At 61.7% G+C, this 13,741-nt stretch carries 9 protein-coding genes and 2 pseudogenes; 6 read left to right on the top strand and 5 right to left on the bottom strand.

All coding sequences use genetic code 11. From position 1 onward, the window contains the following. Positions 1-83 precede the first annotated feature (83 nt). From BZ163_RS35505 to BZ163_RS09195, 5 genes and pseudogenes are all read right to left on the bottom strand, one after another. Positions 84-242, bottom strand: a complete 159-nt coding sequence (locus BZ163_RS35505) for a chorismate-binding protein (protein ID WP_256578977.1) — start codon at positions 240-242, stop codon at positions 84-86. A gap of 121 nt (positions 243-363) precedes the next feature. Beyond that, positions 364-1,421, bottom strand: a pseudogene (locus BZ163_RS09210) (anthranilate synthase component I family protein); the annotation flags it as partial. A gap of 215 nt (positions 1,422-1,636) precedes the next feature. Beyond that, positions 1,637-2,623, bottom strand: coding sequence for an alpha-L-glutamate ligase-like protein (locus tag BZ163_RS09205; protein WP_128870644.1), 987 nt, complete (start codon positions 2,621-2,623; stop codon positions 1,637-1,639). Further along, on the bottom strand, positions 2,623-4,158 hold the full coding sequence (locus BZ163_RS09200; protein ID WP_128870643.1) for an inactive transglutaminase family protein: 1,536 nt from the start codon (positions 4,156-4,158) through the stop codon (positions 2,623-2,625). The genes BZ163_RS09205 and BZ163_RS09200 overlap by 1 nt, the downstream gene beginning before the upstream one ends. A 5-nt stretch (positions 4,159-4,163) precedes the next feature. Beyond that, positions 4,164-4,700: an ATP-dependent zinc protease gene (locus tag BZ163_RS09195; protein WP_128870642.1), complete on the bottom strand. Its 537-nt coding sequence runs from the start codon at positions 4,698-4,700 to the stop codon at positions 4,164-4,166. Between the two features lie 298 nt (positions 4,701-4,998). Here BZ163_RS09195 and BZ163_RS09190 point away from each other — a divergent pair, with 298 nt between their 5' ends. The 6 genes and pseudogenes from BZ163_RS09190 (at position 4,999) to prpD (ending at position 13,685) form a co-directional block, all read left to right on the top strand. Further along, on the top strand, positions 4,999-5,718 hold the full coding sequence (locus BZ163_RS09190; protein WP_178084770.1) for a GntR family transcriptional regulator: 720 nt from the start codon (positions 4,999-5,001) through the stop codon (positions 5,716-5,718). After that, positions 5,715-6,605 (top strand): methylisocitrate lyase, encoded by an 891-nt coding sequence (gene prpB, locus BZ163_RS09185; protein WP_064678896.1) that lies wholly within the window; start codon positions 5,715-5,717, stop codon positions 6,603-6,605. The genes BZ163_RS09190 and prpB overlap by 4 nt, the downstream gene beginning before the upstream one ends. A gap of 177 nt (positions 6,606-6,782) precedes the next feature. Then, positions 6,783-7,910: a 2-methylcitrate synthase gene (gene prpC, locus BZ163_RS09180; RefSeq protein WP_128870640.1), complete on the top strand. Its 1,128-nt coding sequence runs from the start codon at positions 6,783-6,785 to the stop codon at positions 7,908-7,910. Between the two features lie 219 nt (positions 7,911-8,129). Further along, positions 8,130-10,723: pseudogene (gene acnD / locus BZ163_RS09175) on the top strand (Fe/S-dependent 2-methylisocitrate dehydratase AcnD). 64 nt (positions 10,724-10,787) lie between these two features. Next, the gene (gene prpF / locus BZ163_RS09170; protein ID WP_128870639.1) at positions 10,788-11,990 is read left to right on the top strand and encodes a 2-methylaconitate cis-trans isomerase PrpF; all 1,203 of its coding nucleotides are present in this window, start codon (positions 10,788-10,790) and stop codon (positions 11,988-11,990) included. A 210-nt stretch (positions 11,991-12,200) separates the two neighbouring features. Then, complete coding sequence (gene prpD, locus BZ163_RS09165) at positions 12,201-13,685, top strand: 2-methylcitrate dehydratase (protein ID WP_128870638.1); 1,485 nt, start codon at positions 12,201-12,203, stop codon at positions 13,683-13,685. Positions 13,686-13,741 lie beyond the last annotated feature (56 nt).

Here is a 13,741-nt window from a genome sequence, read left to right as displayed (position 1 = left end):
AGCCGGCTCCTACAGCTATTTGTTTGACCGCATAATTGGGGGGCGGCACAAAACCTGTAGGAGCCGGCTTGCCGGCGAAGCTCTTAAAGATTCTGCAAGGTATCGAGCAACACCTTCACCTTGGTAATCGATTCCTGATACTCGGCCTGCCACTCGGAATCGGCGACGATCCCGCCGCCGCCCCAGCAACAGACCTGCCCATCCTTCACCAGCAAGCTGCGAATGGCGATGGAGCTGTCCATCTCGCCGCGCACGTCCAGGTACAGCAACGAACCGCAATACAAGCCACGACGCGTCGGCTTCCAGCTCGTCGATGATCTGCATCGCCCGAATCTTCGGCGCGCCGGTAATCGATCCGCCCGGGAAGCTGCCGGCGATCAGGTCCAGGGCGTCCCGGTCATCCGCCAGTTCCCCGGTCACGCTGCTCACCAGGTGATGCACGTTCGGGTAGCTTTCCAGGCTGAACAACTCCGGCACCCGCACCGAGCCGATGCGGCAAGTGCGGCCGAGGTCGTTGCGCAGCAAGTCGACGATCATCAGGTTTTCCGCGCGTCCTTGGGACTGGCCAGCAGTTCGGCGGCGTTCGCCGCATCTTCGCCGGCGGTCAGGCCGCGAGGGCGGGTGCCCTTGATCGGGCGGGTTTCCACATGGCGCTCGCTGACTTTGACGAAACGCTCTGGCGACAGGCTCAACACCGCGCCGCCATCGGGCAGGCTCTGGAAGCCGGAAAACGGCGTCGGGCAGGCGGCGCGCAACGCGCAGTAGGCGGCCCAGGGGTCGCCCTGGCATTGCGCGCGGAAGCGCTGGGCGAAGTTGACCTGATAGCAGTCGCCGGCCTGGATATAGTGCTGGATGCGCTCCAGCGCGTGGCGATACTCATCAGCGCTCAAGTCGGCGCTCATCGGTGCTTTCAGTGTGAAAGGCTCGACCGGCTCGATCCCGGGCTGGCTGAACAAGGCGATCAGCCGTTGTCGCTCGCTGTCGATCAGCGTCGGGTGAAACACCAGCTGACTGGTCTCGAGTTGGTGATCGCTGATCAGTGCCCAGGCATAGAGCCCGAAACGCGCATCCGGCAATTGCAGGTCGTCCTGCGCCAGGCTCGGCAGATGCTCCAGGTGACGACCGAAGTCATAGCTCAGGTAGCCGATCAGGCCGCCGGCGAAAGGCAAGTCAAACGGCAGCGCGGCTTCACCCAGCCGTGTCAGGTTGTCGCGCAGGCGCTGCAGGAAATCGCTGCCGCTTTCGTCAGGCAATACGGCCAGTTGTTCCAGCGGCCAGGCGCTGAGCAGGTCATAACGACCGCGATCGGCAGTCGGCCGACCACTGTCGAGCAGTACGGCACCGGGGGCATGACGAATCGCCGCGAAGTAGTCGGCGGGATTGGCGCGATAGGGGAGCGGGTGTACGGAACAGGTCAACATGGGCGGGGCGGATCAGCCATCGAGGCGGGGTGGCGATTGTAGTCTTCTCTGGGAATTGCTCCTAGAGGGGAAGTCGGGGATTGGCAGATTGGCGGCAGGGTTGGGTGGGTGTGTTGGCAGTGAGGCCGTCTTCGCTGGCAAGCCAGCTCCTACAAGGTTCAGCGCCATCCCTGTAGGAGCTGGCTTGCCAGCGAAGGGTGCGACTCGGTCTTGGATCAGCCCTCGACCCCGGGAATATGCCCGAACATCTCTTGGACAAACTCAACCCGTTCCTCAACCGTTTCGCTGATCCCGCGAGCCTTCAATGCTTCAAGCCGCGCTTCAACGGCATGGGTACGCAATGTCAGGCCGCAATCATTGGCAATCTGGATGTTCAACCCGGGACGGGCGTTGAGTTCAAGAATCAGCGGGCCTTTTTCCTGGTCCAGCACCATGTCGACCCCGATGTAACCCAGCCCGCACAGCTCATAGCAGCCGGCGGCGAGTTTCATGAAACCGTCCCAATAGGGCAATTGCACGCCGTCCACCGCGTTGGTGGTGTCCGGGTGCTTGGTGATGATGTTGTTCAGCCAGGTGCCGCGCAGGGTCAGGCCGGTGGCGAGGTCCACACCGACGCCGATGGCGCCCTGGTGCAGGTTGGCCTTGCCGCCGGACTGACGGGTCGGCAAGCGCAGCATGGCCATGACCGGGTAGCCCATCAGCACGATGATGCGGATGTCCGGCACGCCTTCGTAGCTGATGCTCTTGAAGATCTGGTCCGGGGTCACGCGGTATTCGATCAGCGCCCGGTCGCGATGACCGCCCAGCGAATAAAGGCCGGTCAGGATGCTGGAGATCTGGTGCTCGATTTCCTCGTGGCTGATGATCTTGCCGGACACCGTGCGGTAGCGCCCCTCGAAGCGGTCGGCGATCACCAGGATGCCGTCACCGCCGGCGCCCTGGGCCGGTTTCACCACGAAGTCGTTGCGCCCGCCGATGATCGCGTCGAGGTTGTCGATTTCCTTCTCGGTGGAGATCACGCCATACAGTTCCGGCACATGGATGCCGGCGGCGATGGCGCGCTCCTTGGTGATGATCTTGTCATCGACGATCGGGTACAGGCTGCGCTTGTTGTACTTGAGCACATAGTCCGCGTTGCGCCGATTGATGCCCATGATGCCCCGGGCTTCCAGGGCCTTCCAGGTCTTCCAGAGGCCGAACATCAGACGTCAGCCTTCTTCAGGAAGGCCTTGAAGCGCACCAGTTCGGTCAGGCGGTAGCCGCGATAACGCCCCATCGCCAGCATGAAGCCCACCAGGATCAACAGGATCGCCGGGAAGGTGAACACGAAGTACACCAGCTCCGGAACGCTCATGATCAGGTGCGCCAGGGCCGCGGCGAACAACGTACCGATCGCCACCTTCATGGCATGGCCGCCGCCGCGTTCTTCCCAGGTGATCGACAGGCGTTCGATGGTCATGGTCAGGATCACCATCGGGAACAGCGCGACCGACAACCCGCGTTCGAGGCCGAGTTTATGGCTGAGCAGGCTGATCGTCGCGATCAGCACCACCACGAAGGTCAGCACCACAGACAGCCTCGGCAGCATCTGCAGCTTCAGGTGTTCAAGGTAGGAGCGCAGCGACAGGCCCAGGGCCGTGATGATGGTAAACAGCACGATGCCGAAGCCGAGCTGGGTTTCGCGGAAGGCCAGGGCGATCAGCACCGGGGTGAAAGTGCCCAGGGTCTGGATGCCGATCAGGTTGCGCAGGATCAGGATCACCAGCACGCCGATCGGGATCATCACCATGATCATGAAGGTCTGCTGGGTTTGCAGCGGCAGGCCGTACAACGAGTATTCGAGGAAGTTGGCGTCGGTGTTTTCGTCGGTCAGCTTGGCCAGGCGAATGGCGTTCATTTCGCTGTTGTTCATGCTGAAGGTCACAGTGGCCTTCTTGCCGCCATCGACGGTGATCAGGTTTTCGTCACCGGTCCACCACAGCAGGCGGTCGGTGGGCAGGCCCTGCTCGCCGGTTTCCGGGTTGAAGTACAGCCAGTCGGTGCCGTTGAAGCTGCGCAGCCAGAGTTCCGGGGTTTGCGGCTGGTCGGCCACCAGGCGAATGGTGTGGACCTTTTCCACCGGCACGTGGGCGATGGACAGCAGCAGTTCGACGATTTTGGCTTTGTGCCCGACGGACGGATCGCCGCCCAACAGCAGCTTCACATTGTCATCGTTGACGTTATTGACGCGTTTGATGGCTTCGCCAATGAAGGTCTCGACGTCGGCCGAGTGCTGGCGGATCGGCGCGAGCAGGGCTTCGGCGGCGATTTTTTCCGGGCCTTCCACGACCATGCTGTCACGGAAGGTCGGGCCTTTGATCTTCAATTTTTCGCCGCTGTAACGCTTGGTCAGCACCAGGCGGTAATAAAGAGTCTGGTTGCCCTTGGCCCGACGCGCCGACCAGGTGACCTTGCGGTTGCCGTCAACCCGGTTCACCGCCACGCCGTAGTTATTGGAGATGAAACTCTCGTTGAGGCTGACGTAATCGCGGCTCAGCGGCGGCACGAACATCTGGATCTTGACCGGGTCCTTGGTGCTGGCGACGAATTCGACCTTGGCGTCGATGTTCCACAAGTCGTCGGTGGCGTCTTCGGTCACGGGAATCCCGAGCACAAAGATCTGATAGGCCGTAACTGAAATGCCCAGCACCACCAGGATGGCGATCAGGAATTTCAGGTGGAGGGTAAGAGAGCGCATTGGAATTACTCTGCGGTATGTGCGTCGGTGGCGCAGGCGGGTTTGCCAGCAGCGTATTTAAGGCTGGGGTCGACCAGCGCATCGAAGCGTTTCAGGGCTTCGGAGCCGATCAAGAGCGGGTATTGGAAGGCGCTTCGGTCGGTCAAGTTCACTTCGATGCTGCGTAAAGCCGAACCCATGCAGATATCAAGCTCGATCACCGGACGGGCGGTGTACTTCTTGCCGGCTTCCGGGTCGTAGTCACCGGCCCTGCGCTTGATCTTGCTGACCCGGGCCAGCGGCCGTTCGATCGGGTGCGAATGGGCGGCGTCGATGGCCAGGTAGAAGCGCACCCAGGACTCGCCATTGCGTTTGAAACGTTTGATGTCGCGGGCACTCAGGGAGGCGGTTTTCGCTCCGGTGTCGAGTTTGGCGGCGACTTCCAGGTTAATGCCGTCCAGCGAGGCGTACTCGTTGAGGCCGTACACGGTTTTTTCCCCCGCCGCGGCATAACCGGGCAGGCAAAGCATAAAGAGGAATGCGGGGAAGGGCTTGAGTCTCATAAATCCTGGGGCGCGGCGGTCGATACTTCAATTCAAGGCCCTGGCATCGCTGCGCAAGCTCCCTCGTATGCCTATCAACTATGACAAGCCGTGCAGATGTCACAAACAAATGCGGCCGGCATTCTAGCACGGTGGTTTTATGGCGCCAGCGCTGGCGGGTGGCTGTAAACCGAGCGGCTGCGTTGATGGAATGCAGTCGGTTATTAGACGATTGTCGACAATACCTAATTATCCTTTGACTATACGGCCTGTATTCGTTAGTTTTTGCGGCATTGGTTATCAAGGTGTCGACAATATGCTGGATCAACTCGATCCGCCGGTCATTGCACAGGACGATTCGGAAACCCTTTCCGAGAATGTCTTCCGACGCATTCAGGCGGCCATCGTCAAAGGCGAAATCGCTCCGGGCAGCAAGATCTCCGAGCCGGAACTGGCGCGCACCTACGGCATCAGTCGCGGCCCGTTGCGTGAGGCGATCCACCGCCTGGAAGGCCAGCGCCTGTTGGTGCGCATACCGCACGTCGGCGCACGGGTGGTGTCGCTCAACCACGCCGAGCTGCTGGAGCTCTACGAAATCCGCGAGTCCCTCGAAGGCATGGCCTGCCGCCTGGCAGCCGAACGCATGACCCTTGAAGAAATCGACGAACTGCGCCGGGTCCTCGAAACCCACGAGCGCGATGCGGCGTTCCAGGCCGGCGTCGGTTACTACCAGCAGGAAGGCGATTTCGACTTCCATTACCGAATCATCCAGGGCAGCGGCAACCGCACCCTGACGCAAATGCTTTGCGGCGAGCTCTATCAACTGGTGCGCATGTATCGCATCCAGTTTTCCACCACGCCCAATCGGCCACGCCAGGCCTTTGCCGAGCACCACCGGATTCTCGACGCCATTGCCGACCGTGACGGTGAGCTGGCCGAGTTGTTGATGCGCCGCCACATCGGCGCCTCCAAACGCAATATCGCCCGTCACTACCAGGACGGCGTTAACCCGACAGCCACAGAACGAGGTGAGTCATGAGTTCCAACAAGAGCACTCCAGGCCAGCGTTTCCGCGATGCGGTCGCCAGCGAACATCCGCTGCAAGTCGTTGGTGCGATCAACGCCAACCATGCACTGCTGGCCAAGCGCGCCGGATTCAAGGCTATCTATCTGTCCGGTGGCGGGGTGGCTGCCGGCTCCCTCGGCGTGCCGGACCTGGGCATAACCGGGCTCGATGACGTGCTGACCGATGTGCGTCGCATCACCGACGTCTGCGACCTGCCGCTGCTGGTGGACGTGGACACCGGTTTCGGTTCCTCGGCGTTCAACGTCGCGCGCACCGTCAAGTCGATGATCAAGTTCGGCGCGGCGGCGATTCACATCGAAGACCAGGTCGGCGCCAAGCGCTGCGGTCACCGCCCTAATAAAGAGATCGTGTCCCTGCAGGAAATGGTCGATCGCATCAAGGCCGCGGTCGATGCCCGTACCGACGACAGCTTCGTGATCATGGCCCGCACCGACGCCCTGGCGGTGGAAGGACTGGAATCGGCCCTGGAGCGCGCTGAAGCGTGCATCGAAGCCGGTGCCGATATGATCTTCCCGGAAGCCATCACTGAACTGGAGATGTACAAGCTGTTCGCCAGCCGCGTGAAAGCGCCGATCCTGGCCAACATCACCGAGTTCGGCGCGACGCCGCTGTACACCACCGAACAGCTCGCAGGCGCCGATGTGTCGCTGGTGCTGTACCCGCTGTCGGCCTTCCGCGCGATGAACAAGGCCGCGGAAAACGTCTACACCGCGATCCGCCGCGACGGCACGCAACAGAACGTGATCGACACCATGCAGACGCGCATGGAGCTTTACGATCGCATCGATTACCACACCTTCGAGCAGAAGCTCGATGCGTTGTTCGCCGCCAAGAAGTAACTACCCCCTGTAGGAGCGAGCTTGCTCGCGATGGACGTTAACGATAACGCGTGGCCCCAGATACACCAGGGTGCACGATCCACCATCGCGAGCAAGCTCGCTCCTACAAGGTCGGAGTGAATCCCGATCCGGGTATTTGCCGATTCCCTGACAAATTCAAGAAAACTGGAGACAGCAATGGCCGAAGCAAAAGTACTCAGTGGCGCCGGGCTCCGTGGCCAGGTTGCCGGGCAAACCGCACTGTCCACCGTGGGCCAGTCGGGCGCAGGCCTGACCTATCGTGGCTACGACGTTCGCGAACTGGCGGCTGACGCCCAATTCGAAGAAGTGGCCTACCTGCTGCTTTACGGCGAGCTGCCGACCCAAGCGCAACTCGCCGCCTACATCAGCAAACTGGGCAAGCTGCGCGACCTGCCGCAAGCCTTGAAAGAAGTGCTGGAACGCATCCCCGCCGACGCCCACCCGATGGACGTAATGCGCACCGGTTGCTCGTTCCTGGGCAACATCGAACCGGAGAACGACTTCTCCGAGCAACACGACAAGACCGACCGCCTGCTGGCCGCGTTCCCGGCGATCATGTGCTACTGGTATCGCTTCAGCCACGACGGCAAGCGCATCGACTGCGTAAGCGACGAACAAACCATCGGCGGTCACTTCCTGCACCTGCTGCACGACAAGAAGCCGAGCGAGTTGCACGTCAAGGTGATGAACGTTTCGCTGATCCTCTATGCGGAACACGAATTCAACGCCTCGACCTTCGCCGCGCGGGTTTGCGCCTCGACGCTGTCTGATCTGTTTTCCTGCGTCACGGCGGCCATCGGTACTTTGCGCGGTCCGCTGCACGGCGGCGCCAACGAAGCGGCGATGGAAATGATCGAACGTTTCAGTTCGCCGGAGGACGCGATCAAGGGCACCCTCGGCATGCTCGAGCGCAAGGACAAGATCATGGGCTTCGGTCACGCGATCTATAAGGACAACGATCCGCGCAACGAGGTGATCAAGGCCTGGTCGAAAAAACTCGCTGACGAAGTGGGCGACACGGTGCTGTTCCCGGTTTCCGAAGCCATCGACAAGACCATGTGGGAGCAGAAGAAACTGTTCCCGAACGCCGACTTCTACCATGCGTCGACGTATCACTTCATGGGCATTCCAACCAAGTTGTTCACCCCGATATTCGTTTGCTCGCGCCTGACCGGCTGGGCGGCGCATGTGTTTGAGCAACGTGCCAACAACCGCATCATCCGCCCTAGCGCCGAGTACACCGGCGTCGAACAGCGCAAGTTCGTGCCAATCGAACAACGCTGACCGGTGGGCACCGGCTCTGGTTGCTGAATGAACCGGAAACCCCTGTAGGAGCTGGCTTGTCGGCTCGCCGCATCGCAGCGAAGAGGTCGTCACATCCGACATTCATGTCGCCTGACACGCCGCCTTCGCTGGCAAGCCAGCTCCTACAGGAGGCGGGTTTCAATTCAAATCCTGTGCCACGCCCCACCCTTTGTAACCACCGTGACCGAGTCCCTGACGATGAACACTGAATTCCGCAAACCGCTGCCCGGCAGCCATCTGGATTACTTTGACGTCCGTGCGGCTGTCGAGGCCATCCAGCCCGGCGCCTATGACACTCTGCCGTACACCTCCCGCGTGCTGGCGGAAAACCTGGTGCGTCGCTGTGACCCGGCCACGCTCACCGAATCGCTGAAGCAATTCATCGAGCGCAAACGCGACCTCGATTTCCCCTGGTTCCCGGCTCGCGTGGTGTGCCACGACATTCTCGGCCAGACCGCCCTGGTGGACCTCGCCGGCCTGCGTGACGCCATCGCCCTGCAAGGCGGTGACCCGGCGCAAGTCAACCCGGTGGTGCCGACGCAATTGATCGTCGACCACTCCCTGGCCGTCGAACGTGGTGGCTTCGACCCGGAAGCGTTCGAGAAAAACCGCGCCATCGAAGACCGTCGCAACGAAGACCGCTTCCACTTCATCAACTGGACCAAAAAAGCCTTCAAGAACGTCGATGTGATTCCGCCGGGCAACGGCATCATGCACCAGATCAACCTGGAGAAAATGTCTCCGGTGATCCAGGTGCGTGATGGCGTGGCATTCCCGGATACCTGCGTCGGCACCGACAGCCACACCCCGCATGTCGATGCGCTGGGCGTGATCGCCATCGGCGTCGGTGGCCTGGAAGCCGAGAGCGTGATGCTCGGCCGCGCGTCGTGGATGCGTCTGCCGGAAAGCGTTGGCGTCGAACTGACCGGCAAGCTGCAGCCGGGCATTACCGCCACCGACATGGTGCTGGCGCTGACCGAGTTCCTGCGCCAGCAAAAAGTCGTCGGCGCGTGGCTGGAGTTCTTTGGCGAAGGCGCCTCGGCGCTGACCCTCGGCGACCGCGCGACCATTTCCAACATGGCCCCGGAATACGGTGCCACCGCGGCGATGTTCTACATCGACCAGCAAACCATCGACTACCTCAAGCTCACCGGTCGCGAAGACGAACAGGTACAGCTGGTCGAGAACTACGCCAAGATTACCGGCCTGTGGGCCGACAGCCTGAAGGGCGCGCAATACGAGCGCGGGTTGACCTTTGACCTGTCCTCGGTGGTGCGCAACATGGCCGGCCCGAGCAACCCGCATGCTCGCGTCGCGACCTCGGATCTCGCCGCCCAGGGGATCTCCGGCCAGTGGACCGAAGTGCCCGGCCAGATGCCGGACGGTGCGGTGATCATCGCCGCCATCACCAGTTGCACCAACACCAGCAACCCGCGCAACGTGATTGCCGCCGGCCTGTTGGCGCGCAATGCCAACAAGCTCGGCCTCACCCGCAAGCCGTGGGTCAAATCGTCCCTGGCGCCGGGTTCGAAAACCGTTGCGCTGTACCTCGACGAGGCCGGCCTGACCAGCGAGCTGGAGCAACTCGGTTTCGGCATCGTCGCCTTCGCCTGCACCACGTGCAACGGCATGTCCGGCGCCCTGGACCCGGTGATCCAGCAAGAGATCATCGACCGCGACCTGTACGCCACCGCTGTGCTGTCCGGCAACCGCAACTTCGACGGCCGGATCCACCCGTACGCCAAGAACGCCTTCCTTGCTTCGCCGCCACTGGTGGTCGCTTACGCCATCGCCGGCACCATCCGTTTCGACATCGAAAAAGATGTGCTGGGCGTGGTGGATGGCAAGGAAATCCGCCTGAAAGACATCTGGCCGAGCGACGAAGAAATCGACTCGGTGGTCAAGGCCTCGGTCAAGCCGGAGCAGTTCCGCCAGGTCTACATCCCGATGTTCGCCATCCACGAAGACACCGGTCCGAAAGTGACCCCGCTGTACGACTGGCGCGAGATGAGCACCTACATCCGCCGTCCGCCGTACTGGGAAGGCGCACTGGCCGGCGCGCGTCCGCTCAAGGGCATGCGTCCGCTGGCGGTGCTGCCGGACAACATCACCACCGATCACCTGTCGCCTTCCAACGCGATCATGCTCGACAGCGCCGCCGGCGAATACCTGGCGAAAATGGGCCTGCCGGAGGAAGACTTCAACTCCTACGCGACTCATAGGGGCGACCATTTGACCGCGCAACGCGCCACCTTCGCCAACCCGAAACTGTTCAACGAAATGGTCCGGGAAAACGGCAAGGTCAAGCAGGGTTCGTTGGCCCGCGTCGAGCCGGAAGGCCAAGTGATGCGCATGTGGGAAGCCATCGAAACCTACATGGAACGCAAGCAGCCGCTGATCATCATCGCCGGCGCCGACTACGGTCAGGGTTCGTCCCGGGACTGGGCGGCGAAGGGCGTGCGCCTGGCGGGTGTGGAAGCGATTGCGGCCGAAGCTTCGAACGCATCCACCGCACCAACCTGGTGGGCATGGGCGTGTTGCCGCTGGAGTTCAAGCCGGGCACCGACCGCCACACGCTGAACATCGACGGTAGCGAAACCTACGACGTGATCGGCGAACGCACACCGCGTGCCGAGCTGACGCTGGTGATCAACCGCAAGAATGGCGAACGCGTCGAAGTGCCGGTGACCTGCCGTCTCGACACCGCCGAAGAAGTGTCGATCTACGAGGCCGGCGGCGTGTTGCAACGCTTCGCCCAGGACTTCCTCGAAGAATCGGCGGTAGCCGTTTAAATCGCGACATGCAAACACGGGACTTCAAGTCCCGTGTCTGTTTTAGCAAGGAGTAAAGAGCACCATGGCTCAGGCAACTCATTTCGCACCGCAGATCAAAATTCCCGCCACCTACATGCGTGGCGGCACCAGCAAAGGCGTGTTCTTCAGCCTGAAAGACCTGCCCGAAGCGGCACAGATTCCCGGCCCGGCGCGCGATGCGTTGTTGTTGCGGGTGATCGGCAGCCCCGACCCGTACGACAAGCAAATCGACGGCATGGGCGGCGCGACTTCCAGCACCAGCAAAACCGTGATCCTGTCGAAAAGCATCAAGGCCGATCACGACGTCGATTACCTGTTCGGCCAGGTCTCCATCGACAAGCCGTTCGTCGACTGGAGCGGCAACTGCGGCAACCTGTCGGCGGCGGTCGGTTCGTTTGCCATCAGCAACGGCCTGGTGGATTCCAGCCGCATCCCGCACAACGGCGTGGCCGTGGTTCGTGTGTGGCAGGCCAACATCGGCAAGACCATCATCGCCCATGTGCCGATCACCAACGGTGAAGTGCAGGAAACCGGTGATTTCGAACTCGACGGCGTGACCTTCCCGGCCGCCGAAGTGCAAGTCGAATTCATGGACCCGGCGGCGGAAGAAGAGGGCGGCGGCGGTTCGATGTTCCCCACCGGCAACCTGGTGGATGACCTGGAAGTGCCCGGGGTCGGGACCTTCAAGGCGACCATGATCAATGCCGGCATCCCGACCATCTTCGTCAATGCCGAAGACATCGGCTACACCGGCACCGAGTTGCAAGGCGCGATCAACGGCGACCCGAAAGCCCTGCTGATGTTCGAGACCATTCGGGCTCACGGCGCGTTGCGCATGGGCTTGATCAAGGATCTGGACGAAGCGGCCAAGCGTCAGCACACGCCCAAGGTCGCCTTTGTGGCCAAACCGGCCGACTACGTGGCGTCCAGCGGCAAGGCGATTGCGGCGGGCGATGTCGACCTGCTGGTGCGCGCACTGTCCATGGGCAAGCTGCACCACGCGATGATGGGCACGGCGGCCGTGGCGATCGGTACGGCTGCAGCGATCTCCGGCACCCTGGTGAACCTCGCCGCGGGCGGTATCGAACGCAACGCTGTGCGCTTCGGCCATCCGTCCGGCACCCTGCGGGTGGGCGCGGAGGCCAGCCTGGTAAACGGTGAATGGACCGTGAACAAGGCCATCATGAGCCGCAGCGCGCGGGTATTGATGGAAGGCTACGTCCGCGTGCCGGGTGATTCCTTCTAACCGACACAACCCCCCCTGTAGGAGCTGGCTTGCAGCGAAGGTCGTTAACGAAAACGCGTGGTTCCTGATAAAACGCGGCGCTTTCGAATTCTTCGCTGGCAAGCCAGCTCCTACAGGGGATTGCATTTCACAATAAGAAAGTAGCGACCGGCTGAGATTGAAACCTGAACCGAGGTCCCATCAACGAACCACTTCAAGAGTGAATCGAACATGAGCGCCAACGTCGACCTGAACAACCGCCCCGACTACGACAGGGTTCTGCAGGACATCGCCGATTACGTCCTGACCTTCAACATCGAATCCAGAGAAGCCCTGGACACCGCCCGCAACTGCCTGATGGACACCCTCGGCTGCGGCCTGCTGGCCCTGCGCTTCCCCGAATGCACCAAACACCTGGGCCCTATCGTCGAAGGCACAGTCGTGCCTTTCGGCGCCCGCGTGCCGGGCACCAGCTACCGTCTCGATCCAGTCAAGGCGGCCTGGGACATCGGTTGCATCGTCCGCTGGCTCGACTACAACGACACCTGGCTCGCCGCCGAATGGGGCCATCCGTCCGATAACCTGGGTGGCATTCTCGCGGTGGCGGACCACCTGTCGCAAAAGCGCGTGGCCAATGGCGACGCACCGCTGACCGTTCGCGCGGTGCTTGAAGCCATGATCATGGCCCATGAGATCCAGGGCATCATCGCGCTGGAAAACTCCTTCAATCGCGTAGGACTGGATCACGTCATCCTGGTGAAAGTCGCCTCGACCGCCGTCACCGCCAAACTCATGGGGGCCAATCGCGAGCAGTTGCTGGCGGCGTTGTCCCACGCTTTTGCCGATGGCCAGGCGTTGCGTACTTATCGGCATGCACCGAATGCCGGGTCGCGAAAATCCTGGGCGGCGGGCGATGCATCCAGCCGTGGCGTGCGCCTGGCGGACATCGCGATGCGCGGTGAAATGGGGATCCCAGGCGTGTTGACCGCCAGGCAGTGGGGCTTTTACGACGTATTGTTCAGCCACACCAACAACGATCTGGCGCTCAAGCCAGAAGACCAGCGGATTTTCAGTTTCTCCCGGTCATTCGGCAGCTACGTGATGGAAAACGTGCTGTTTAAAATCAGCTTCCCCGCCGAATTCCACGCGCAAACCGCCTGCGAAGCGGCGGTGACCCTGCATCCGCAAGTCAGGAATCGCCTGCACGAAATCGACAGGATCGTCATCACCACCCACGAATCGGCGATCCGCATCATCTCCAAGGTCGGCCCGCTGGCCAATGCCGCCGACCGTGATCACTGCATCCAGTACATGACAGCCGTGCCGTTGGCGTTCGGCAATCTGGTGGCCGAGCAATACGAAGACGACTTCCATGCCGCCCATCCGATCATCGACGTGTTGCGCGAAAAAATGGTCATCGTCGAAGATCCACGCTACACCCGCGAATACCTGGAAGCCGATAAACGCTCCATCGCCAATGCGGTGCAGGTGTTTTTCAAGGACGGTTCGAGCACCGAAAACGTGGTGGTCGAGTACCCGATCGGCCATCGTCGGCGCCGTGCCGACGGCATCCCGCTGCTCGAGGACAAGTTCAAGGCGAACCTGGCGACGCGGTTTACGGTGCAGCGCAGCGCCGAGATCTTTGCACTATGCAAGGACCAGGCGAAGCTGGAGGCCACACCGGTGAACCGGTTCGTCGATTTATTCGTGATCTGACGCCATCCCCGTAGGAGCCTGGCTCCTACGGCTATGGCGGCCGGGCAGGCGCTAAA

The organism is Pseudomonas sp. VI4.1 (genome assembly GCF_002029345.1).
Lineage (GTDB): Bacteria > Pseudomonadota > Gammaproteobacteria > Pseudomonadales > Pseudomonadaceae > Aquipseudomonas.
This window is presented reverse-complemented; position numbering and strand designations above follow the sequence as displayed.

Excerpts from the sequence above, each read along its gene's own strand:
- prpF (WP_128870639.1), top strand. The coding sequence starts at position 10,788 with ATGGCTCAGGCAACTCATTTCGCACCGCAGATCAAAATTCCCGCCACC.
- BZ163_RS09200 (WP_128870643.1), bottom strand. The coding sequence starts at position 4,158 with ATGCGCTCTCTTACCCTCCACCTGAAATTCCTGATCGCCATCCTGGTG.
- prpD (WP_128870638.1), top strand. The coding sequence starts at position 12,201 with ATGAGCGCCAACGTCGACCTGAACAACCGCCCCGACTACGACAGGGTT.
- BZ163_RS35505 (WP_256578977.1), bottom strand. The coding sequence starts at position 242 with ATGGACAGCTCCATCGCCATTCGCAGCTTGCTGGTGAAGGATGGGCAG.
- BZ163_RS09195 (WP_128870642.1), bottom strand. The coding sequence starts at position 4,700 with ATGAGACTCAAGCCCTTCCCCGCATTCCTCTTTATGCTTTGCCTGCCC.
- prpC (WP_128870640.1), top strand. The coding sequence starts at position 6,783 with ATGGCCGAAGCAAAAGTACTCAGTGGCGCCGGGCTCCGTGGCCAGGTT.
- BZ163_RS09205 (WP_128870644.1), bottom strand. The coding sequence starts at position 2,623 with ATGTTCGGCCTCTGGAAGACCTGGAAGGCCCTGGAAGCCCGGGGCATC.
- prpB (WP_064678896.1), top strand. The coding sequence starts at position 5,715 with ATGAGTTCCAACAAGAGCACTCCAGGCCAGCGTTTCCGCGATGCGGTC.